This window comes from Papillibacter cinnamivorans DSM 12816, assembly GCF_900176335.1.
In the GTDB taxonomy this organism is placed as follows: domain Bacteria; phylum Bacillota; class Clostridia; order Oscillospirales; family Oscillospiraceae; genus Papillibacter; species Papillibacter cinnamivorans.
In genome coordinates this window covers 22,343-46,367 of record NZ_FWXW01000002.1, presented here as the reverse complement: position 1 = coordinate 46,367, position 24,025 = coordinate 22,343, and the positions used below count along the sequence as shown (strand labels likewise).

At 58.8% G+C, this 24,025-nt stretch carries 15 protein-coding genes; 5 read left to right on the top strand and 10 right to left on the bottom strand.

The window, feature by feature from the left end; translation table 11 throughout:
• Positions 1-44: 44 nt before the first annotated feature.
• The 10 genes from B9A13_RS03095 to ylxM all read right to left on the bottom strand — a co-directional run bounded on the left by B9A13_RS03095 (position 45) and on the right by ylxM (position 9,536).
• Positions 45-806 carry a hypothetical protein gene (locus tag B9A13_RS03095; RefSeq protein ID WP_084233599.1) on the bottom strand — a complete coding sequence of 254 codons (762 nt, stop codon included), beginning with the start codon at positions 804-806 and terminating at the stop codon, positions 45-47.
• Positions 807-846: 40 nt separating this feature from the next.
• Positions 847-2,655: a phosphoenolpyruvate carboxykinase (GTP) gene (locus tag B9A13_RS03090; RefSeq protein WP_084233598.1), complete on the bottom strand. Its 1,809-nt coding sequence runs from the start codon at positions 2,653-2,655 to the stop codon at positions 847-849.
• A gap of 135 nt (positions 2,656-2,790) precedes the next feature.
• Positions 2,791-3,648, bottom strand: coding sequence for a 16S rRNA (adenine(1518)-N(6)/adenine(1519)-N(6))-dimethyltransferase RsmA (rsmA, locus tag B9A13_RS03085; RefSeq protein ID WP_084233597.1), 858 nt, complete (start codon positions 3,646-3,648; stop codon positions 2,791-2,793).
• A 351-nt stretch (positions 3,649-3,999) separates the two neighbouring features.
• Complete coding sequence (locus B9A13_RS03080; RefSeq protein ID WP_159448005.1) at positions 4,000-5,076, bottom strand: G5 domain-containing protein; 1,077 nt, start codon at positions 5,074-5,076, stop codon at positions 4,000-4,002.
• Between the two features lie 701 nt (positions 5,077-5,777).
• Positions 5,778-6,536: a tRNA (guanosine(37)-N1)-methyltransferase TrmD gene (gene trmD / locus B9A13_RS03075; protein ID WP_084233595.1), complete on the bottom strand. Its 759-nt coding sequence runs from the start codon at positions 6,534-6,536 to the stop codon at positions 5,778-5,780.
• On the bottom strand, positions 6,526-7,029 hold the full coding sequence (rimM, locus tag B9A13_RS03070; protein WP_084233594.1) for a ribosome maturation factor RimM: 504 nt from the start codon (positions 7,027-7,029) through the stop codon (positions 6,526-6,528). Before rimM ends, trmD begins: the two co-directional genes overlap by 11 nt.
• A 153-nt stretch (positions 7,030-7,182) precedes the next feature.
• The gene (locus tag B9A13_RS03065; RefSeq protein WP_084233593.1) at positions 7,183-7,413 is read right to left on the bottom strand and encodes a KH domain-containing protein; all 231 of its coding nucleotides are present in this window, start codon (positions 7,411-7,413) and stop codon (positions 7,183-7,185) included.
• 14 nt (positions 7,414-7,427) lie between these two features.
• The gene (rpsP, locus tag B9A13_RS03060) at positions 7,428-7,667 is read right to left on the bottom strand and encodes a 30S ribosomal protein S16 (protein WP_084233592.1); all 240 of its coding nucleotides are present in this window, start codon (positions 7,665-7,667) and stop codon (positions 7,428-7,430) included.
• A gap of 57 nt (positions 7,668-7,724) precedes the next feature.
• Positions 7,725-9,092, bottom strand: coding sequence for a signal recognition particle protein (gene ffh / locus B9A13_RS03055; RefSeq protein WP_084233591.1), 1,368 nt, complete (start codon positions 9,090-9,092; stop codon positions 7,725-7,727).
• A gap of 78 nt (positions 9,093-9,170) precedes the next feature.
• On the bottom strand, positions 9,171-9,536 hold the full coding sequence (ylxM, locus tag B9A13_RS03050) for a YlxM family DNA-binding protein (RefSeq protein WP_084233590.1): 366 nt from the start codon (positions 9,534-9,536) through the stop codon (positions 9,171-9,173).
• A 154-nt stretch (positions 9,537-9,690) separates the two neighbouring features.
• Between ylxM and B9A13_RS14065 the strand changes: the two genes are divergently transcribed.
• The 5 genes from B9A13_RS14065 (at position 9,691) to B9A13_RS03025 (ending at position 23,106) form a co-directional block, all read left to right on the top strand.
• Positions 9,691-17,388: a GH36-type glycosyl hydrolase domain-containing protein gene (locus B9A13_RS14065; protein WP_159448004.1), complete on the top strand. Its 7,698-nt coding sequence runs from the start codon at positions 9,691-9,693 to the stop codon at positions 17,386-17,388.
• A 408-nt stretch (positions 17,389-17,796) separates the two neighbouring features.
• Complete coding sequence (locus B9A13_RS03040) at positions 17,797-18,669, top strand: beta-keto acid cleavage family enzyme (RefSeq protein WP_084233588.1); 873 nt, start codon at positions 17,797-17,799, stop codon at positions 18,667-18,669.
• A 101-nt stretch (positions 18,670-18,770) separates the two neighbouring features.
• Complete coding sequence (locus B9A13_RS03035) at positions 18,771-20,060, top strand: acetyl-CoA hydrolase/transferase family protein (protein ID WP_084233587.1); 1,290 nt, start codon at positions 18,771-18,773, stop codon at positions 20,058-20,060.
• 224 nt (positions 20,061-20,284) lie between these two features.
• Complete coding sequence (locus B9A13_RS03030; RefSeq protein ID WP_084233586.1) at positions 20,285-21,640, top strand: SLC13 family permease; 1,356 nt, start codon at positions 20,285-20,287, stop codon at positions 21,638-21,640.
• Positions 21,637-23,106, top strand: a complete 1,470-nt coding sequence (locus tag B9A13_RS03025; RefSeq protein WP_143806863.1) for a sigma-54 interaction domain-containing protein — start codon at positions 21,637-21,639, stop codon at positions 23,104-23,106. Before B9A13_RS03030 ends, B9A13_RS03025 begins: the two co-directional genes overlap by 4 nt.
• Positions 23,107-24,025 lie beyond the last annotated feature (919 nt).

The window sequence follows — 24,025 nt, the reverse complement described above, 5'->3', positions numbered from 1 at the left end:
GAATAATAAAACGCGGCCTTTACGGCCGCGTTTTATATTGGGTATCAGGTGAAAATGGGTTTTCGCTTTTTCAGATACAGGCCGGTCAACCCGTAAACGACAATCATAAACGAGGGATAGAGTTCGGCGATGCCGCTTTCCGGCAAGAGGAGATACGCAATGAGAATGAGAAGAATGCGGAACAGAACAAAGGCGCCTAAAAATACCCAATACAGCCGATAGCCCAGGAGCTTATACTTTCTGAGGTTCCAGAATACCAGAATGCTGAGAATGGACATCACAAAGAGGGAGATTAGAGTTACGATACTGTAAGCACCCGCAAGAGGGCTGATAGATATCGACAAACCGATGTTTTCCACCAAGCTGGAAAAGTTCATAATGATCCGATACAGCTGGAACAGAGACAGAACGATGATAAACGGCATGAGGATATTGACAAAAAAGATATACCAGCGCATGGAAAAGCCCTTGAAATCCGGACCGTCCTGCGCGGGGCCCACCGGGCAGCTTCCATAACAGGAAGAGGGGCCTGTTTGACGCTCGGGGAATCCGTCTTCCTTGCCGCTTTCGTCTTCATCCTCGTACTCTTCCTCGTCTTCGTACTCTTCCTCTTCGGCTTCTTCCTCTTCGCCGTCTTCCGTTTCCCCGCCGGTTTCGCTTTCCTCGTCCCATTCGTCGTCTTCCGGGGATTCTTCTTCAGACACTGCCGCCTGCTCGTCTATCGCGCCGTCTTCCCCGGAGGGATACCGGGAGCTGCCGGCCGTTTCGTCTTCCTTCCGGTCTTTGGTATACTCTTCGCCTTCCATGAGCCGCCTCCTAACAGAAGATTTTCATTTTCTCCGCCGGTTACTGCAGATTTTTGCTGAGGGTTTCCAGCTCCTCCGCCAGTTCCCGGGGCAGCTTGTCTCCAAATTTGCCGTAGAACTCCCGAATATTGTCCACTTCCGCGCGCCAGAGGGCGGGGTCCACCCGCAGCAGCTCTTCCATGGTTTCCGGGGCAAGATCCAGACCCTCCAGATTGATGTCCCCGGGTTTCGGCAAAAATCCGATGGGAGAGCCGGCGGCATCCGCCTCATCAAAGGCACGGGCGAGAATCCATTCAATCACCCGGAGGTTGTCTCCGAAGCCGGGCCAGATGAAATCGCCCTTATCGTCCGTGCGGAACCAGTTGACATTGAAAATCTTGGGTTTCTGCCCGATCTTTTCCCCCATATCCAGCCAGTGCTGCCAGTAATCTCCCATGTGGTAGCCGCAGAAGGGGAGCATGGCCATGGGGTCGCGGCGCACCACGCCCACGGCGCCGGAAGCGGCCGCAGTGGTTTCCGAAGCCATAACCGAGCCCACAAAGACGCCGTGCCGCCAGCTGCGGGACTGATACACCAGGGGGGCGGTCTTCGCCCGGCGGCCGCCGAAAACGATGGCCGATATGGGAACGCCCTGAGGATTATAAAACTCATGGGAGAGGCAGGGGCATCCCGAAGCCGGCGCCGTAAAGCGGGAGTTGGGATGGGCTCCCTTGGTGCCCAAGGAAGCGTCCCAGGGCTGGCCTTTCCAATCCAGAGCGTGCTCCGGAGGCGTTTTATTGAGGCCTTCCCACCACACGGTGTTGTCTTCCAGGTTGTGGACCACATTGGTGAAGATGGTGTTCCGGCGGGTGGAAGCCAGAGCGTTGGGATTGGACTTTTCGTTGGTGCCGGGGGCGACGCCGAAGAAGCCGTTTTCGGGGTTGACCGCCCACAGGCGCCCATCCGGGCCGACCCGGAGCCAGGCGATATCATCTCCCACGCACCAGGCCTTATAACCTTTTTTCGCATAGATTTCAGGAGGAATGAGCATTGCCAGGTTGGTTTTTCCGCAGGCGGAGGGGAAGGCGGCCGCGATGTACCGTACTTCTCCCTTGGGGTTCTCGACGCCCAGGATCAGCATATGTTCGGCCATCCAGCCTTCGTTTCTGCCTAAAAACGAAGCAATGCGCAGGGCAAAGCACTTTTTGCCCAGAAGGACGTTCCCTCCGTAGCCGGAATTAACCGACATGATGGTATTATCCTCGGGGAAATGGCATATATACCGGTTCTCCTCGTCCAGTTGGGCCTTGGAATGAAGCCCCCTGACGAAATCTCCGCTGTCGCCCAGCGCGTCCAGCACCTCGGTACCCACCCGGGTCATGATCACCATGTTCATAACCACGTAGATGGAATCGGTGAGCTCGATGCCGTATTTGGCGAAGGGGGAGCCGACAATGCCCATGGAGTAGGGAATTACATACATGGTGCGCCCTTCCATGGAACCGGCGTACAGCTTTTTAAGCTTTGCGTACATTTCCTGCGGAGCCATCCAGTTGTTGGTGGGACCCGCGTCCTCCTGACGCCGGCAGCAGATGAAGGTCCTGTGCTCCACCCGGGCCACGTCGTTGACCGCCGTGCGGTGCAGGTAGCAGCCGGGGAGCTTCTCTTCGCTCAGCCGGTAAAGTTCACCGGTCCCACAGGCGGCGGCGCGGAGCTTTTCCAGCTGCTCTTCGGAGCCGTCGATCCACTCCATTCGATCCGGGCGCGTCATAGCCGCCATCTCGTCGATCCAGCTTAAAACCGCTTTGTTCTTGGTCAATGGCATTTTTTCGGTTTCCTCCCTTGAATCATCTATCCTCAAAATATCCATTTTTTCATATCCCACATAATATATTTACAATAATAGAGAATACGGAGGGATATTGCAAGCCAAAATGAGCAATCCCCCCGATTTCTTTTCCGCCGCCGGGGAAAAAGGCGGCCCTGCGCGGCGGGGAGGGAAAATTCAAAGCGCTTCCTTCAGGCTGCGGGACAGGAGGGCAAACTCCTCGAAGGACAGGCGTTCTCCCCGGATATCCGGGGAAAGGCCGCAGGAAGACAGGACCCGGACAAGGACGTCTTTATCCGGTATTCCCAACGCGGCGGAAAGGGCGTTCACCAAAGTTTTACGCCGCTGGGCGAAAGCGCCCCGGACGACGCGGAAAAAGAAAGCTTTGTCCGGAACAGACGCCGGCGGAGAGTCCAGGATGCGCAGCCGGATTACGGAGGAGGTCACTCTGGGGCGGGGGAGGAAGCTTTCGGGAGGCACGTCAAACAGAAGCTCCGGCACGGCGTAATACTGCAGGAACAGGGTAAAGGCACCGTACTCCGACGTTCCGGGCCGGGCGGTGAGCCGAAGGGCCACCTCGCGCTGGACCATCACCGTGACAGCCTGGAAGCATTCACTTTCCAGCAGCGCCGTGAGGACGGGAGAGGTGATGTTGTAGGGAAGATTGGCGCAGACCATGGGACGAAACCCGGCAAAACGGGAGCGGACCAACTCGGGAAGGTCCAGCTTCAGAACATCCCCGGACAGGACCTCCACATTGCCGCAGCCGGAAAGAGTTTCGGACAGAAGAGGAAGCAGAGCCCTGTCCAGCTCCACGGCGAGGACACGCCCCGCAGCCTGGCTGAGGCAGACGGTGAGAGCGCCGATACCCGGGCCGATTTCCAGGACGCCGCAGTCCTCGCCGATCCCGGAGCGCCGGACAATTTCCTCGGGGACACGGCCGTCCACGAGAAAATTCTGGCCTTTGGAACGGGAAAAACGAAACCCGTGCCTGTCCAAAAGCGATTTGATTTCTTTTTCACTGCACAGATCCACCCGGACACAACCCTTTCTTTTACCTCACGGAGGAAGAAAATTCGTTCCCAGTATAACACAGACGCGGAGCCCAGGGCAAGACACGGACTCGGGATACAGGCTTTGCAGCGGGGAAAGACGTTTCATACTGTTCTTCCGCTAAAAGAGCAAATATCTTTGCGGTCAATTTTCCGCCCTGCCGCGTTCTCGTCGTCGGCGGGCGTCAGCCCGCTTTCCTCCTCGGCCTTGCAGGACATAAAATTTCCTTCGCAAATCTTATTCGCTTTTAATAGAAGAACAGTATCATACAAAGAAAAGCGCGGGAAGACGTATCTTGGAGGATAAGTCTTCCCGCGCCGTGACAGGCGGGTGTCAGTTCAGGATATAGACGGTGCAGTCTCTGCGCCCAAAGGTGATGCACTCGTCATAGGTGTCGAAAAACAAGTCGATTTTTTTGCCCTTGATGGAGCCGCCGCAGTCCTCCGCCACCGCAATGCCGTAAATATATCTGCCGTCATTGCTCACGATATACATTTTCGTGCCGTAGGGAATGACCGTGGGGTCCACCGCGATTGCGCCGTACCGGGCAGTGGTGCCCGTTGAAGTGGTTTTCCAGGATTTGCCCTCCGTAGTGTAGGCTGTGGCGGTGCAGGTGATCGCATCTGAAAACTGAATTGTTGCGCCGGAGCTGGTGGTGATGATCCCTCCGCCGCCGGCAAAGGCGCTGACGGACTTGATGGGATCGGAGAAACCGATTTTAAGAGCCCTGGTGCCGTAAGTGACAATCTCGTCTACCGGTTCGACGGCAACTTCCTCGTTTACCAGCTGGCGGGAAATCTCTTCGCCGTCCTCATAGACGATTTCATAGGTGCAGGTTTTGGACCCGGCCGTTCCGCTCTGCGTCACCGTTTCTGTGCCCAGAGGCACTGACGGATCCGCAACGCGCTGGGTATCATAGCCGAGAGTTTCGCTGACCTGCTGGTAATAGATCATCTTGCGGGTGACGGAAATCACCATGCCGGACTCGGCGGTGTCGCCGATGTCCACGGACACGATGTCCCGGGAAGAGACGTCGATTCCCAACCGGGAGAGGATGCTGCTCACCGTTTCATTTGTATTTGCCATGATGGAGCTTGCTGCGCCGTTATACTTCACCGTGACAACCTGGCTGCGATTGACGATAAGCTGGGACGAGCTTGCACCGAGGACGCCCGTCTCACCCGAGACGTCCGCCTGGATACCGGCCTGAACCAAGAGATCGTGACTGGTTTCATCGTAAGCATCCAGGGGTGCTGTCTGTTCCGAGTCGGAAACGATATAGACGGTTTTCGCAGATACAGTGTTTGCCAGCACACCGACAAAAAGCGAGAAGACCAGCAGTGTGGTTCCGATCCGCCAACGCGCGGACCAAACCGTGCGAAAAGCGTCGGACAGGATTTGCTTTGGCATAATTACCTCCCTTACGCTGCGCCGCGAGGGCACGCGGCACGTTCGTACCATTCCATTTATTGCCTGTTTTAAGGCTGCTTATACAACCTCGGGCAACCTGCCCCTTCAAGGGCGCAAGGGGCAACGGAATGCCGGCTGAAACGGCGCCGCCAACCTGGAAGCGGCCGGGAAGATGGCTGCCGGAGGGCAATACGCTCCCGGCGGAAGCGGAGCATCAGCCGTTGGAAACGAACGGTTACAAACTGTAATTATTTCATTATATGAAAAACTATTGGCTAATTATACTCCCGTTCACCACATAAGTCAATAGGGAGGGCCGAGAGAGGAAAACCAGCCCCACTTGGCCCGAATTATGTCAACGGAAAGGAGAATAATGGATAATATTCGGTCGAAAAACGTTACAATATTATTACAAAATCAAACAAAAAGTACAGACACCGCAGGGAGTTCCAGCTGCTGACGGAAGGCGGACGGAAAAAACGGGAAAGCGGCGCTTTTTACATAGGCGGCAAAGGAGGGCGACGGTCGGAAGACAGCAGCACAGCGGCAAATGAAAAAATTACCGAAGGGGTCGGATCTCAATCGCGGGCGGATCTATCCGGCAGAGCACCGATTATCACAACAAAAAGCAGCCCCGGAAAGGAGGCTGCCTCGGCGACGCTGTTTTAAGCTGTAAAAGAAGAATCCACCTGCATGCGCAGTCAGGGTTCCCCCGGGGAAGAATGATCCTGTTCCAGGCGAAGTTCCTCCAGGACTTTTGCGGAGTCCTTGTCCAGCCGGGCGTCTTTCAGCAGATCGGGCCGGCGGGAAAGGGTCCGCAGGAGGGACTGGCGCTTTCTCCATTTGGCGATGTTGACGTGATGCCCGGACAGGAGAATTTCCGGCACCCGGCGCTCATGCCAGATCTCGGGGCGGGAATACTGGGGATACTCCAGCAGCCCGTTCCAGTGGCTCTCCTCGGTGAAGCAGGATTCGTCGGACAGAACGCCGGGAACCAGGCGGCAGACCGCATCCGCCACCGCCAAGGCGGGAATTTCCCCGCCGGTGAGGACAAAGTCGCCGATGGAGAGCTCCTCGTCCACACACTCTTCCACGAAGCGCTCGTCGATCCCCTCGTAGTGGCCGCAGACCAGAATCAGCCGGTCGTATTCCTTGAGCCGCTTGGCGTCTTCCTGCCGGAACAGCTTGCCGGCGGGGGACATGGAGACGGTGTGTACCCGGAAACCGGCTTCCCCGCAGATGTGTTCCCAGCACCTGTAAAGGGGATCGGCCTGCATGACCATGCCCATGCCGCCGCCGTAGGGCGCGTCGTCCACCTGCTTCTGTTTGTTCACCGTATAGTCCCGGATCTGATGACATTCGATGCGGATATAGCCCCGCTCCTGGGCCCGGCCCAGGACGCTTTCACAGAGCATGTCTCCCACGGTGTCGGGGAACAGGGTCATGATGTCAATTCTCATCGGCGGCCATTCCTTCCAGGATCCGGACGCGGATAAAGCCGTGTTCCGGATCGATTTGGCGGATAAATTCGGACACCGCCGGGATCAGGTATTCCCGCCTGCCACGGACTACGTAGATATCATGGGCGGGGGAGGGAAAGATCTCCTCCAGACGGCCGACGGAGGCACCGGTATCCGCGTCGAGAACCTCCAGGCCGATGAGATCGGCGATAAAATGCCGGCCCTCGGCCAGAGAAGCCGCTTCCCGGGGAACCGCAAGGACCGACCCCACCAGGGCCTGGGCCTTGTCCCTATCGTCGATCCCCTCCAGGGTCAGGAGCACAAAGGATTTGTGGATCCGGAGGGACCGCGCTTTCCGGGGGAGCGCGCCGATATAAAACGTGTCGAAGTGTTTGAGATACTCGGGGGTGTCGCACCAGGGGACCACCTTGACTTCACCCCGGATCCCATGGACACCGACGATTTCCCCAACCTCCAGAAACTCCTTTTTCACCGGGGTTCCTCCTTCGTTTCTTTTCGCAGGCGGCGAACAGCCGGAGAGCTTTTAAAACGCCGACGGCGCGGGAGTATTCCCGCGCCGAAAGAACCGGCGGACGGCCGGCGGGACAAACGATCCGATGCTCTGCACCGCCGGCAGCATGTCCGTTCAGTCGACGATTTCCACCGAGACCTTTTGATTCGAACGCTGGGCCAAGGACTTTACCACCGTGCGGATCTCCTTGGCAATCCGGCCCTGGCGGCCGATGACCTTTCCCATGTCTTCCGGCGCCACGTGAAGCTCCAGCACAAGCTCGTTCTCTCCCTGCTTTTCGCTGACGGAGACCTGCTCGGGATGGTCCACCAGATTCTTTGCGATATACAGCAGCAATTCTGTCATAGGATTCTCTCCAATCAAAGAGCCCCTGCTTTTTTCAGCAGAGCCTTCACGGTATCGGTGGGCTGAGCGCCCGTTTTGATCCAGGCGGCGGCACGGTCTGCATCCACCTTGATTTCGGCGGGCTGCACGCAGGGATTGTAAGTGCCGATTTCCTCGATGAACCGTCCGTCGCGGGGATAACGGGAATCGGCCACCACGATTCTGTAGAAGGGGGCTTTTTTGGCGCCCAGCCTGCGGAGTCTGATTTTAACCATCTTGTATTCACCTCCTGAAAGATTCTAAAAAATATCCGGAGGGATATTTTCAGCAATTTAAAAGGGGAAACGGCCTTTCTTTCCGCCCATCCCGAAACCCCCGGGCATTCCGGGCATCCCCCTGGGCATTTTGCCGCCGGCCATCTGCTTGGCCATGGACTGAAGCAGCTCGTACTGCTTTAAAAGGCGGTTGATATCCACCACTCCGGTGCCGCTTCCGGCGGCGATGCGGCGTTTCCGGCTGTTATTCAGGACAGAGGGGTTCTCCCGTTCGCCGGGGGTCATGGAAAGGATAATGGCCTCCATGCGGGTGAAGATCTTTTCGTCCATCTTGGCTCCCTGGAGAGCCTTTCCTGCGGCGCCGGGGAGGCTCGCGGCAATCTCGGAGAGGCCGCCCATGTTCCGCAGCTGCACCATCTGATCGTAAAAATCCGTGAGGGTGAATTTATTGGCGCGCAGCCGGGACTGAAGCTCGGCGGCTTTCTTTTTGTCAAAGGACTGCTCCGCCTTTTCGATGAGGGTAAGCATATCCCCCATGCCCAAAATGCGGGAGGCCATGCGCTCGGGGTGGAAGGGCTCGATGCTGTCCAGCTTTTCCCCGGTGCCCACGAATTTGATGGGTTTGCCCGTGGTGGCCTTGACCGAAAGGGCGGCGCCGCCCCGGGCGTCTCCGTCCAGCTTGGTGAGCATGACGCCGTCGATCCCCAGGGCGTCGTCGAAGGCCTTGGCGGCGTTCACCGCATCCTGGCCGGTCATGGCGTCCACCACCAGAAGAATCTCGGCGGGGCGGACGGCGGATTTTATATTCTTCAGTTCCGCCATGAGCTCCTCGTCAACGTGGAGCCTGCCGGCGGTATCCAGGAGCACCAGGTCGTTCCCGTGCTGCACGGCGTGGGAAACCGCGGCTTTGGCGATTTCCACGGGGTCCCCCTGGCCCATCTGAAAGACAGGGATGCCCAGCTGGCCACCCACTACCTCCAGCTGTTTGATGGCGGCGGGACGATAGACGTCGCAGGCAACCAGGAGAGGACGGCGGCTGTTTTGCTTTTTCAGGTATCCGGCGAGCTTGGCCCCGTTGGTGGTTTTGCCAGCGCCCTGGAGTCCCACCAGCATGATCACCGTGGGAGGACGGGAGGAAACGGCCAGCTTTGCGTTGGCTCCCCCCATGAGAGAGACGAGCTCCTCATTCACGATTTTAACTACCATCTGGGCGGGAGTGAGGCTTTCCAGCACGTCGGCGCCCACGGCCCGTTCGCTGACGCGGGCGACAAAATCCTTGACCACCTTATAACTCACGTCGGCCTCCAGCAGGGCCATACGGATCTCCCGCATCGCCTCCCGGATATCCGCCTCGGTGAGCCGGCCTTTTCCCCGCAGACGCTTGAAGGCCGCGGAGAGCTTTTCAGTTAATCCTTCAAACGCCATACCAGAAACCTCCAGGTACCATAAGCTAAAGCGGGAGCAGAGGATGGATGCTTATTGCCCGCTCCCGGATGAAAAGGGCTATTCTTTCATGGATTCCGCCGTCTGCCGGACGGTTTCCGCCAGTGCGGCGAGCCGGGCGTTGTCATACTGGCGGCGGTTGATCGTCAGAATTTCCTCGGCGGCATTCTCTATGGCTTCAATCCCCGAGCGCATTTCCTGATAGCGCCGCACAAGGTTGGTCTTATCTTCCATCTCGGAGAGGATCGCTTCGGCGCGCACGATGACGTCCCGCACGCCCTGCCGGGTGATGCCGCAGTTTTCGGCGATCTCGGCCAGAGAGAGGTCCTCATTATAATACAGGTCGAAGAGGTCGCGCTGCCGCTCGGTGAGCAGATTCCCGTAAAAATCATAGAGCATTGCCATTCGGTACGCCTGACTTTTCATGGACGGCACCTCCAAACTGTAAAGCTCAAAGACTTTACATAAATAATGCTACACCATTTTACCCGGGAAGTCAAGAGCAAATCCGACGGAAAAACGGAATTTCAGGGATACGGAATCGCCGTATATTTGCGCAGACGAGAGGGGATGATAAGCCATGAGTCTGCGAGAGAAGGATTTCCGAACCTTTTCCATATTCGCCCTTCAGGGGGACAGAAGGCTAATGAAGCGCACTGGAGATACGGACATGACGGAAAAACATATGGACTTGACGGTGGAAGGGAAGCACCTGATCCACTTTGCGGAAAACACCGCGCGGATGCAAAGGGAGATCGGGCGGCGGAGCGTTTCTTCCCTGCGGCGGAAAACGGCCGACAGGCTCAAACGGATCCGGGCCTGCTTTGAGCGGGCGACTTTGTTTTCCGGGAAGGAAAAACGGGTTCCGGGGGAGATAGAATGGCTCCTGGACAACTGGTATCTTGCCGAACGGGAGGGAAAGGAAGCGTCCGCCGCCTTACGGGGAGGGGGGAAGCTGCCTTACATCGCCGGGGAGGAAAAAGTCCCCGCCGTTTTCGACCTGGCAGCCGCCCTGGTGCGGGCGGCGCAGAACGAGCTGACGCCGGAGAGGATCGAGCTGTTCCTTCACGCGTCGCAGCAGGCCCGGGTGCTCAGCGAGAAGGAGCTGGCCCTCTTCGTCCCCATGCTGAAGCTGGCCCTGATCGGCGCCCTAGCGGGACTTTGCGGAGAGCTGGAGGAGGTCATGACGGGAATCCGCCGGGGCGGGGAGGGAAACCCCTTCCAGGCGGAGGCCGCGGTATTCCGCGCCCGGGAAGCGGGTACGGCCCCCCCGAAGGAGCTGCTGGAGCTTGCCGGCAGGGCCGGCGAGCGGCACGAAAAACTCACCCGCCTCATGGGCAACGCCTTTACCTCCCTTCGGATGCTGTCCGCGGAAAACCTGACGGAGATCCTGGAGGGGGAGAGCCGCGTGGAGGAAATCCTCCGCCGGGACCCCGCCGGGGTATACGGAAGGATGGACGAAAAATCCAGGCAGTGGTACCGGCAGGAGATCTCCCGCCTTGCAAGGAAACGAAAAATCACGGAGTACGAAGCCTCGGAGATGGCCCTGGGACTCGCGGAAGAGGGGAAGGGCAAGGAGCGGCACGTGGGATATTATATTTTTACCCGCCCCCTGGGAGATCCCCCAAAAAAGAACACGGGAGCGCTCTATGTGGGAGGGGTCGTGTTCATCACCCTGTTTTTCACCCTGCTCATGGGTTTTCTCCTGGAAAACCCATGGACCACGGTCCTTCTTCTGGTGCCGGTGTCCGACATCGTCAAGAACACCGCAGATTTTCTCATCGTGCGCCTGACGAGGCCCCGGCCGGTGGTGCGGCTGGAGCTGGAGGAGGGGGTGCCCCGGGAGGGCCGCACCCTCTGCGTGATTTCCACTCTCTTAAGTAAGCCCGAGGCGGGGGCGCATTTTGCGTCTCTCCTGGAGCAGTACCGCTTTGCAAACCGGGACGCGGGGGAAAACCTCCTCTTTGGGATTCTGGCGGACCTGCCGGATTCGGCGGAGCCGCCGGAGGAGGAGCCGGAGGCGGTGCGCCTTGCCAAGCGGGAGATCGAGGCGCTCAACGCGCGCTTCGGCGGCGGTTTTTTTCTTTTCTTCCGCAAACCGATGCTCAACGGGAGGGACGGGCGCTACATGGGCTGGGAGCGGAAACGGGGCGCCCTCACAGAGCTCATGCGGCTGCTGCGGGACGAGGAGAGCGGCCTGAGGGTGATTTCCGGAGACGCGGAGGAACTCAGAAACATCCGGTACGTCATCACCCTGGACTCCGACACCCGGCTCAACGTCTGTGCCGCGCGGGAACTCATCGGGGCGATGCTCCATCCCCTCAACCGGCCGGAGACGGACGAGAGCCGCAGGATCGTCACGGGGGGATACGGGCTGTTGCAGCCGCGGATCTCGGTTGAACTGGAGGCGGCCAACCGGACCGCCTTTTCCCGGATTTTCGCGGGACAGGGGGGAATCGACCCATACGGCAGCACCACCAGCGATGTCTATCACGACCTCTTCGACGAGGGAACTTACAGCGGCAAGGGAATCATCGACGTGGACTGCTTTCTCCTGTGCCTGAACAGGAGGTTTCCGGAAAACACCGTGTTGTCCCACGACCTTCTGGAGGGAGCATATCTTCACGCGGGGCTCATCGGGGACATCGAGCTCACCGACAGCTATCCGGCCCGGGTCACCTCCTATTTTTCAAGGCTCCATCGCTGGATCCGGGGAGACTGGCAGATCGCCCCGTGGCTGCTGCCGCGCGTTCCTGCCGGGGAGGGGCAGCGGGAGAAAAATCCCCTCACCCCCGTGACCAAGTGGAAGATCTTCGACAACCTGCGCCGGAGCCTTACGCCGGTACTGACCCTTGTATCCTTATTATTAGGAATGATCTTCTTCGGAGAATTTTTCGCCGTTACCTCGGGCGTGGCGATCCTTTGCGCGCTTTCAAACCTCCTGCTGTCCGGAGCGGAGCTGGCCTTCCGGCGGGGAGCGGGGCTTCGGGCGCGGTATCACTCCACCATCATTGCGGGGTTCGGCGGGGTGATACTGCAGACAGCGGTGCAGCTTGTTCTTCTTCCGTACCACGCGTACGTCGCCTTCTCGGCCATCGCCACCGCCCTGTACCGGATGCTTATCTCCAGGCGGAGGCTTCTTGCCTGGGTGACCTCCGACGCGGAGGAGGCCGCGGCGGGGAAGGCCGGGGAAAATATTCTCCGAAAAATGTGGGCGTCGATCCTCATCGGCGCCATAGCCATCGTGTTCTCCAAGTATCCGGCAGGGAGCGGAGTGGGGATCGTCTGGGCGTTGTCCCCCGTTTTCGCCTGGAAGCTGGGGAGGACAGAACCGGCAAAGCAGAAGCTGGGAGAGGCGGACCGGGCCTTTCTTCTGCGGCAGAGCGCCCTGATCTGGCGCTATTTCACCGATTTTCTCACGGAGGAGGACCATTTCCTTCCCCCGGACAATTACCAGGAGCAGCCCGCGGCGGGCCTTGCGCGGCGCACCTCCCCCACCAACATGGGAATGGCGCTGCTGTGCTGCCTGGCGGCCGCCGACCTGGAGCTGACAAGCAGGCAGAAAGCGCTGGAGCTTATCGGTAAAATCCTCACCTCCATGGAGGGGCTCGAGCGGTGGAACGGGCATTTTTACAACTGGTACGACACCCGCACCGCGCAATGCCTCTGTCCCCGGTGCGTTTCCACCGTGGACAGCGGGAATCTCTGCGGCTGCCTCACCGTGCTGCGGGAGGGGCTGCTGGAAATGAAAGACGGAGAGGCAAGGGAGCTTGCACAGCGGGCGGAGGAGCTTTCCGCAGCAATGCGCTTCGGGGTCCTCTTCGACAGGAACAGGAAGCTTTTTCGGATCGGCTACGATATCGAACGGGAAAAACCCATGGACGGATGGTACGACCTGATGGCCAGCGAGGCGCGGCAGACCAGCTACATCGCCATCGCCAGGGGCGAGGTGGAGCCCAGGCACTGGCGGCGGCTGGGGCGGGCGCTGGTGTCCGAGAACGACTACCGGGGGATGGCCTCCTGGACGGGGACGATGTTCGAGTACCTGATGCCGAACCTTCTCATGCCGTGCTATAAGAATTCCCTGATCTACGAGAGCGCGCGCTTTTGTGTCTATGTGCACAGGCGCAGGACCTGGGGCAGGAGGATCCCCTGGGGAATCTCGGAGAGCGCCTTCTACGCCTTCGACGGAGCCCTAAACTACCAGTACAAAGCCCACGGGGTCCAGAAGTTGGGCTTCAAGCGGGGCCTGAACCGGGAACTGGTGATCTCGCCGTATTCCACTTTTCTGGCTCTGGAGACGGCTCCCAGGAGCGCCGTCAGGAACCTTCGGAGTCTCAGAGAGATGGGGATGGAAGGAAAATACGGCATGTACGAGGCGGCGGATTTCACCCCTGTCCGGCAGACGGGGGCGGGCCGCTATGAGATTGTGCGCTGCTTCATGGTCCATCATCTGGGGATGAGCATGGTGGCCCTGGACAACGCACTGAGGGAGAATACCATGCAGCGGAGGTTCATGAAGGACGGGACCATGGCCGCCTTCAGCGAGCTGCTGCAGGAAAAGGTGCCGGTGGGCGCGTTGACCATCCAATCCGCCCTGCGGGAGGTGCCGGAGCGGATCAAACGGGCCTCCGGGGAGAACTGGCGCCAAAAAGGCGGGGGCTACGACCCCTGGACGCCCCGGTGCGTCCTGCTCTCCAACGGCTCCTATACCGTGCTGGCCACCGACACGGGGCTCACCTCCTCCGTCTGGGGGGAGAACGAGCTGACCCGGTTCGAGCCCCGGCAGACGGAGGCGCCCATGGGTATGGAGTTTTACGCGCATCTGGGAGAAGAGCGCTTTTCCCTGACTCCCGCTCCCGGGTTCGACCCTTCCGTCGAGTACGGGTTTCACACGGACGGGGCGGTCTTCGGCATCACCGGGAAGAAGGGGAACCTTACCACCGGCGTGGAAATCTGCGTGCCGGAAAATGAAAACTGCGAGCTGCGGGAGGTGCGCCTTTCTAACGGGGGAAAAGAAGAGCTGGAAGGGGAGCTAATCGTCTATTTTGAGCCGGTCCTGGCCCCCCGGCGGGAATTCGAGGCCCATCCTGCCTTTTCGCGGCTGGCCCTGGCCGCGGAAATTACGGAGGGAGGCGTACTGGTGCGGCGGAGGGCCTGGGGAAACCGGGAGGAGCGCCATCTGGCCTTTTTATGCGACGCCAGGGAAGCGCGGTTTGAGACCTCCCGGGAGCAGGCTCTGGGCAGAGGCGGGCGCAAAAAGCTCCGAGAGGGCTTGCTAGATGGAGAAGGATCGCCAGGGGCAGACGCGGCGGATCCATGCGTCCTGGTACGCATTCCGCTCCGGCTGAAAGCGGGGGGACAGTACCAGGCGAGATTTGCCCTGGCGGCGGGGCCGACGGGTGCGGGAGCTGAAAACGCGGCCCGATTTGTGCTGAAACTGCCGAAGGCGAGAACACCGGGACGGCTGGAGATCGGAATGCGCCTGATGCGGATGGAGCCGGAGGAGGTGGGCCGGGCGATGGTGATCCTCCGCCGGATGACGTTTCTCACCCGGAACCGGAGAAGGCTTCCCGGATTAACAAACGACGCACTCCAGGGGCAAAGGGCCCTCTGGGCCCACGGCATCTCCGGGGACCTGCCCATCCTGGCCGCCGAGATCGACTCCCAGGAGGAATGCCGCCGGGGGCTGACATTGGCCAAACAGTACCGGCTTCTTTCTTTGTGCGGGGGCGCGTCGGACCTGGTGCTGCTGATCCGGGACGGGGGAGATTACCGGAGACCTTTGCGCAGCGCCATGCTGGAAGCCCTGCGGGCCATGGGATGCGAGCGGCTTTTGGGAGCCCGGGGAGGCATCCATCTGCTGGACGGCTCCGTTCCCGGCACGGCGGAACTGATTCGGGGAAACGCCGCGTATCTGGCGGAAGAGAGGGAAGAGGGGGAAGAGCTCCGGGACGATGACCCGCTCCCGCCCGTTCAAGAGAAGGCATACCGGGAAGAGGCCGCGGCGGAGGTTTCGCAGGAATGGCTCCCCGAGGGCGGTTTTTCCTTCACCGTGCGGGGGCGTCTTCCGGAGACCGTCTGGAGCCACGTCCTTTCCAATCCCCGCTTCGGCTATATCGCCACCGACGCCGGAACGGGGCACATGTGGGCGGAAAACGCCCGGGAAAACAAGCTCACGCCCTGGGTGAACGATCCGCTGGAAACTCGGGGAGGGGAAAGGATTGCCCTGCGGCGAGAGGGAAAGGAATACTCTCTTTTCGCCGATCGCGACGGTTTGGCCTGCAGGGTGACCTACGGGTTCGGATATGCAAAATGGGTAAAGACGGTGGGAGATGCGCAGTTTCGCGTTACCGCCTTCGTGCCGCCGGAGACAAACGCCCGGGTGCTGCTGGCGGAGACGGAGGGAGAGGGGGAACTCGCCTGGTTCGCGGAGCTTCTTTTAGGGCCGGACCGGCAGATGCAGCCCCACGTCGTCACCCGGGCGGAGGAGGGCGCAATCCTGGCCCAGAATCCCTATAATACCGACTTCGGACACATCACCTTTCTGTTTGCCGCCACCGGGGGCATTTCATCCTATACCTGCGACGCCGAGAGCTGGAGCCGGGGACGCCTGGACGGGCTTACGGGACGGGGGCTCAATCCCTGCCTCGGCGCCGTCCTTCCGTTTCGGAAGGAGATCGTGCTGGTGACGGGCTGCTTTGAGACGGAGGAGGAGCTGGAGCGGCTGCGGGCCCTGACGGACCCGGGAGCGGCCAAAGAAGCCCTCCTGCGGACCCGGGAATACTGGTCAGGGCTCACCGGGGCCCTGCGGGTGAAAACCCCGGAGGAGAGGCTGGACCGGTATCTGAACGGCTGGGCAGTCTATCAGGCCGCGGCCTGCCGGCTTTTCGCCCGGGCCTCCGTCTATCAGTGCGGGGGAGCCTACGGGTTCCGGGATCAGATCCAGGACGCGTGCAACCTGCTGCTTACCGCGCCAAATCTCTGCCGGGAACAGATCTTCCGGGCCGCCGCCCATCAGTTCGAGGAGGGGGACGTGCAGCACTGGTGGCACCCGGGGACGGGCGCCAAAGACGGCTCCACGGGAGAAAAGGGAGTGCGCACCCGGATCAGCGACGACTTGCTGTGGCTTCCCTATGCCACATGCGAGTACACGGAGAAAACGGGGGACAGCACCCTTCTCGGGGAAACGGCGCCCTATCTGAGCTCTCCGCCCCTTCGGAAGGAGGAACGGGAACGGTACGACAGCCCCTGCGTATCCTCTCTGAAAGAACCGATCTACCGGCACTGCGTCCGCGCCCTGGACCGCGCCCTGGAGCGGGGGACGGGAGCGCACGGCCTGGCGCTCATCGGCGGCGGGGACTGGAACGACGGCTTCGACCGGGTAGGGATCGAGGGACGGGGAGAGAGCACCTGGCTGACCTGGTTTCTGGTCCACGTGCTGGAGCGATTCGCGCCGCTGTGCCGGGAACAGGGGGAAGCGGACCGGGCCGAGGGGTATGAGAAGGCCGCCGAAAGCCTTGCGGAGGCGGGAAACCGGGCCTGGGACGGGGAATGGTTCCTCCGGGGATATTACGACAGCGGGGAGCCGCTGGGGAGCGGAGCGGACCGGGAGTGCAAAATCGACTCCATCGCCCAAAGCTTCGCCGCCCTGGTCCGGGGAGCGGACAGGGAGAAGACGGAAACGGGAATCGAGAGCGCGGCGCGCCTCCTCACGGACGAGACCCACGGCCTTATCAAGCTTTTTTCTCCGCCCTTTGACGGCGGAGGCGGCAATCCGGGTTATATCCGGGGATATCCGCCGGGGGTGCGGGAAAACGGCGGGCAATACACCCACGCCGCCGTGTGGCTGGCCATGGGGTGCCTTCTTTCCGGAATGGAGGAGGCGGGGGAGCGACTCCTCACCATGCTCCTGCCTTCGGAGCGGGAGGAGGCCTACAAGGCGGAGCCCTATGTGCTGGCGGCCGACGTATATTCCAAGGGAGACCGGGCGGGAAGGGCCGGATGGACCTGGTACACCGGCGCCGCAGCCTGGTATTTCCGGGTGGCGGCGGAATATCTCCTGGGGCTCCGGCTCCGAAACGGGGCGCTTACAGTCCGTCCAAGTCTTCCCGGACACTGGGACGGCTTTTCCGCCGTGTGGAAATCCGGGGAGGCCGAATTTGTCATCACGGCGGAGCGGGGAGAAGAGAAAGGCCTCTTTCTGGACGGGCGGCGGGTGGCGGAGCTCCGGCCGGAGGAGCATCCCGGAAAGCACGAGGTGCGGGCGGTATTTTAGACGGAAAGGAGCGGAGTTCAATTCCGCTCCTTTTTCACCGGCAAAAAAATAGCGCTAAAATGCGGAGAAATGCGCAGAAATGAAGGTTGTGGAGAGAATATGCCTAAAACCAAAGAAAAGCCCCGGAATTGCAGCGGTTTTAAATTGCGCAATATTGAGAATTAATTATGCAAATGCGATAAATATTTTGCGCAAATGCGCAGTTTAAAAAGACGAGATTTGGCGGAAGCGATTTCTTTTTTCTTTGCGTATCAATGCCCGCGCGGAATCCGTATAAACAGCGACGGAAGATGGCATAAGGATTGCTGTTATTATCTGCAGAACCGAAAAGCGACTTACGGGCGCTGAACGAGACCGGAGCCCGCCGAGCCGGATTCCAAAGAGAACGACGAAAGGAATGACAAACACATGGCAAAAAAAGTGATCATCACCGTAGCCCAGACCGGCGCTTTCCACGGAAAAAACGTGAATCTCAATCTTCCCGAACAGCCGCATGAGATTGTGGCTTCCGCCTATGACTGCTATAACGCGGGCGCCTCCATCGTCCATATCCACACCCGGGACAAGGAAGGCAAGTCCAGCTGCGATACCAACACCTTCGCGGAAATCAACAGCGGTATCCGCTCCAAGTGCAATATGATCATCCAGAATTCAACGGCTCCCGCCACCCGCCCCGGTTCCAAAGCGGACGACGGCCTGGCCGCCCTGGCGCTGCCCCCCGAACTGCTGCCGGATATGTGTTCTCTGGACTGCTCTCTCATCAGCACCTCCTGGCAGGATCTCACCTGGATCTACGAATGGACCCGCCCCTGGCTCATCAAAACGGCGGCCCGGATGAAGGAACTGGGAATCAAGCCGGAGCTGGAGTGCTTCAATCCTGTGACTGTGGAAGAGGTGTTCGGCGTTCTGAAGCCCGCGGGCGTTCTCAACGATCCCATCTCCCTGACCTTCGTCATGGGAATGGATAAAGTAAGCCAGGCTTCCATTTCTTACAGCGAAGAAAACTTAAATTTCATGATCGGCAAACTTCCCAAGAACGAGTTCGTCAATTTCAGCACTCTGGCCATCGGAGCCAATCAGCTCCAGGGCACGGTGCTTACCCTTCTCAAGGGCGGCAACGTCCGGGTGGGCATGGAAGATAACGTCTACTACCGCAAGGGAGAGCTTGCCAAGAGCAACGCCCAGCTGGTGGAGCGGATGGTGCGCATCATCCGGGAGCTGGACATGGAGGTTGCGACCCCCGCCGAGGCCAGAGAGATTCTTAAGCTGAAAAAGCGGTAATCTGCTGATGCGGCGGGCGGCCGTGCGGCTGCCCGCCGCATCAGCACACCGGCAAGGGGGAACCCTCCGTCTGCCGGAAACGACAAGAAGGAGGCATTCCTATGTGGAAAGAAGAGTATAAAAGGAAAAGAGTCACCGCTGACGAAGCTGTGATGCATATCCGGCACGGCGACAAGGTGATGGCGGGAGACCTGGTTAACAGCGCCAAGGAACTGCTGGACGCCATGGCGAGAAACAAGGAGCATTTCCGGGACGTGAGCATCTATCAGATGGATCCCAAGGACGAGGTGAAATATGCCCAGCCGGGCATGGAGCCGTACTTCCGTGCCGCCACTACTTTTGCAGGCAAGCAGACCCGGGACGCCGTGAACGGGGGCACGGGAGATTTCATCCCCTGCTTTTTCCACATGATACCGGAGATCATCCGGACGGAAATCAAGCCGGACGTCGCTTTGGTTCTGGTTTCCCCGCCGGACAAAGACGGCTACTGCAGTTACGGCACCATGGCTTCCAACCTGCCCGCCGCGGTGGAAACTGCGAGGCTGGTCATCGCCGAGGTGAACGATCGGATGCCCTATACCTTCGGGACCTATCTGCATATCTCGGAGATCGACTATCTGGTTGAGGTTTCCCGGCCCATCTTCGAGGTGCCGCCTCCCGCCATCGGGGAAGTGGAACAGGCCATCGGAGAGATCTGCGCGTCCCTCATCGAGGACGGCGCCACCATCCAGGTGGGGATCGGCGCGGTCCCCGAGGCGACGCTCCACATGCTGAAAGGCAAGCGGGACCTGGGCGTGCACACGGAGCTGCTGGGAGACGGGATCATCGACCTCATCGAGGCGGGGGTTATCACCAACAAGAAAAAGACCTTCAATCCCGGCAAGTGCATCGCCACCATCTATAACGGGACGCAGAAGCTCTACGACTACGTGGATCACAATCCCAGGTTCGAGCTGCGCCCGGTGGACTATACCAACGACGTGAGGATCATCTGCCAGCATGACAACCTGGTGTCCATCAACGCCTGCCTACAGGTGGACCTGCTGGGACAGGTGAACTCCGAGACCATAGGCGGAAAGCAGTTTTCCGGAATCGGCGGCCAGGTGGACTTCGTCCGGGGCGCCAGCATGTCCAGGGGCGGCAAATCCATTCTCGCCTTTTCCTCCACCACGGCGGGAGGAAAGATCTCCAAGATCGTGTCCTTCCTGGAGCGGGGATCGGTTGTAACCACCTCCCGGACGGACGTGGACTACGCCGTCACCGAGTACGGATACGCCAAGCTCCGGGGCAAGAGCATACGGGAGCGGGCAAAGGCTCTTATCGCCATCGCCCATCCCAAGTTCCAGGCCCAGCTATCGGAGGAGTTTGAGAAGGCGTTTTTCAAGCTTTGATATTGTTTTTGGCGTAATGCGCCGAGAACGGTATAAGACCGAAAGAGGCGGCGCGCATCTTAAAACCAGCCGGCAGCGGAATACGGAAGCGCCCGCCTCTTTCCCCCGAATAACAGCGCACGGTTCACCGGATGCAGCACAGACCCGCTTTTCCGAATCCGATACAGACCGGATAGGGAGGAGCGGGTCCTCCGATACCCCATACTCTATTTGCGAGGTGCCCTATGAAAATCAGCAGACCCGTGAAAATTTTGCTCAGCCTGATCCTGCCCGCGCTGGTACTCCTGCTGCGGCCTTTCGGAATGGACTGGAACCAGAGCCTGGTCCTGGCATCCCTCATCATGGTGCTTACCTGGTGGGTGGGAAATCTCGTGGACAGAACCATCGCGGCCGTGGTACTTATGGTCCTTTTCCTTCTGGCGCAAACGCCCGTTAAAGTTATACTGACCCTGCCGCTGTCGGAAAACTTTGTGCTGATCGTGGTTTCCTTCCTGTTTTCCCAGGGGATCGCCAACAGCAATCTTGCCGACAAGCTCATCGAGCCGCTGCTGTCCCGGTTTTCCAGGCGGGTGGGGAGCCTTATCGCGGTCATGGCCATCCTCGTTCTGGTGTCCATCTTCATCATTCCGCAGTCCTTTTCCCGTATTATTATCCTTTCATTGATTTTCAGCGTATATTTTGATAAAGTGGGCATAGCCGGAAGAACCAAACAGGCTCTGATGTTCGGCCTTTTCATGTTTTCGGTCCTTCTGAACACGGCGTTTCTGCAGGGCGACATCATTTTGAACGTGGCTCTCATGGCCCTTGCGGGAGTGGATCTGAACCAGGCGCAGTGGATGCAGTACATGATGGTGCCCACCTTTATTTTCTTTTTCCTGGCGGCGGGGGTATACAGCATTGCGTTCCGGAACGAGCTCAGGGAATTTGCTCCTCGGCCTCTTCGGATCTCCAAGGAGGAGACGCGCCTGACGAAGCGGGAAAAGGGATACCTGATCCTCATTCTGGGGGTGGTGGTCCTGTGGGCGCTGGAGCAGGTACACGGAATCTCCGGCACCATCATTCTGGTGGCGGGTACGGCGCTGATGGTTCCGGCGGGCTTACTCCGGCTCCCGGATCTGAAAACCGTGGATATCAAGCTTCTGATTTTCCTTACGGCGGTGTTTTCCATCGGCGGGACCATGAAGACCTGCGGCGCGGCGGAACAGATCTTTTCCCAATTCGGGGGCCTGTTCCCGGCCACTTTTTCCTGGGTCTACGCGCTTATCATCCTGGTTTCCTCCATGGCGATGCACATGGTGCTGGGAAGCGACCTCACCACATTGTCCGTGATGATCCCGGGACTCATGTCCATCACCCAGGGCGTCCTTCCCGTGGAAATCCTGATGTTCCTCGTGTTCATAGGCGTCGTGAGCCATTTCCTTCTGCCGTTTCACCATGTGGTCATCCTGCTGGGTGACGGGAAGGGATATTACAACGTCAAAACCATCTCCAAATACGGGCTGCTGATCACGCCGGTGGTCATTTTCAGCGCACTGTTCATTTACATGAATTGGTGGAGGTTTACCGGCCTTCTGCCGTGAAAGGGGGATTTCTTATCAAAAAGGAACAGTTTGACAAGCTGCTGGAAACAGGTTTCCTGGACAAGATCCTGGACACTTCCTTTGACGGATTTACCTACACGGACGAAAACGGCTATATCACCTATATCAACAAGACCTACTCCGAGCTCACGGGGCTGCCGGAGGAGTTTATCCTGGGCAATTCCATCCATGAGCTGGTGAAGCAGGGGTACCCCATCTCCCGGATGTGCCTGGAGGTATTCAAGACTCGGAAAACCAAGTCGGAGGTCATCCGGTACTCCGACAAATCGGAGCGGGAGATCATGGTCACCCTGGTCCCCGTTTACGACGCGGAGGGGGTGTTCCGGGGGATCGTGGGGAACCTGCGGGACCTCACCGAGCTCATGAAGCTGCGCCGGCAGATGGAGATCACCCATCTGGAATACAAGCAGGAGCTGCGAAAGCAGGAGGAGGCCAACCAGGCCCTCTGGCAGCGGATCCTGGAGCTCCTGGTGGAAACCGGGGACGCCGAGGCGGTGGCCAAGAGCAAGCAGATGCGGGACCTGGTGGAGCTTGCCTACCGGATCTGCCACGTGCACTCCACCGTACTCATCACGGGGGAGTCCGGGGCGGGGAAGGACGTCTTCTGCAAGCTGGTTCACAAATTCAGCGGGGGAGATGCGCCCTACATCAAGATCTCCTGCGGCGCCATCCCGGAAAACCTCCTGGAATCGGAGCTCTTCGGCTACGAGCCGGGGGCATTTACGGGAGCGGGGAAGAGCGGAAAACCCGGAATTTTCGAGCTGGCGGGAAACGGGATCGTATTTCTGGACGAAATCGGGGAAATGCCGCTGCAGCTGCAGGTGAAGCTTCTCACCGTGCTGCAGGACCGGACGTTTTTCCGCATCGGCGGAACCAAAGAGCAGCCCATGAACGCCCGGGTCATCGCCGCCACCAACCGGAACCTGAAGGAAGAGGTGGCAAACGGGAATTTCCGGGGCGACCTCTATTACCGGCTGAACGTTATCCCGGTCTATATTCCGCCCCTGCGGGAGCGGCGGGAGGACATCCTGCCCCTGACCGATCACGTCCTTGCCCGGCTCAACCGGGAAAACGGGACGAAAAAAACCCTGGGCGTCGAGCTCCAGGGGATCCTGACGGCCTACGACTGGCCCGGCAACGTCCGGGAGCTGAACAACGTCATCGAGCGGATGTACGTGCTGTCGCGGAACAACGTTCTGGACACCGAAAACCTGCCGGAGGAGCTGTGCTCCCTGGCGGAGGACACGGGACTTCTCCTGGCGGGGAATCAGGGCCGCACTCTGAAGGAAAAGATGGAGGCGGTGGAGGCAAGACTTATCCTCCGGAGCCTCCGTGCCGACGCGACCCTTCAGGAGATCGCGGGCCGCCTGGGGATCAACATCTCCACTCTGGAGCGGAAGATCGGCAGGTACAATCTGCCCCGGCGGTACAAAAAGCAGGAGTAAAGCCGGATTTAAAACGGCGTTATCCGGGAGCGGGGGAGAGGGCAACATTACAGTCTCCCTTCCGCTCTGCCGGGGGAATGCTATAGGGCTCTCAATACGGCTTATATTATTTACGAACAAACGAAGGTCTCCGGTATGGAGACCTTCGTTGTGTTTAGTGGCATGTGATACGGGGAATGGGAATAAATATTTATATTTATAATGCTATTTAAAAAATATTCGGTTCAATACGCTATCAAAAACCTGAAGTAAAAAACCTACTAAATTCAATGCTGCGCAAACAATAAACGCAGTATCAAAAACATACCACAAATTATTATTAACCACTGAGATGGCAACGGTTCCAATAATCGCGATTGTTGAAATAATGCTACAATAGTACCCAACATATGTTATCGCACCAAGAAAGGCCGTGTCTTTACGAGATTGTAGAATTGTAAAAATGAACTGAAATGGAGTTTCAGCATCAAAAGCTTTTATATACTTGTGGCCCCACCTATAATTTCTAAATTCGCAATTAATACTGCATAGCACCCAAAGGGCAAGTACTCTGATTACATAGCGACCAATTAGCAGCAACGAATTAAGCATTAAATCACAACCTAAAAAGTGTCGTGGATAGCCACAAGACATTTGATTACTTCCGCTTATTCTTTATGACATCTTTCTGAATGAGTCTTTTTCTTCCCTTATCTGTTACACTACCAACCTCAGAATATGCTATTTACATCCTTTAAGTTTAATGGAATTAAGAACTTATCCAATAAAATTATATACCTGATTATTCCAGAAAAAAAGACGGCGGGGGATAAAAAACGCTACTATTTTACAAAATTTATAAGAATTGAGACCGAGGCGGACGAGGACCGGGAGGGGACGCGTGAGACGCAGTCGGATTGTCCCTTCTCCGGCGGCGGGG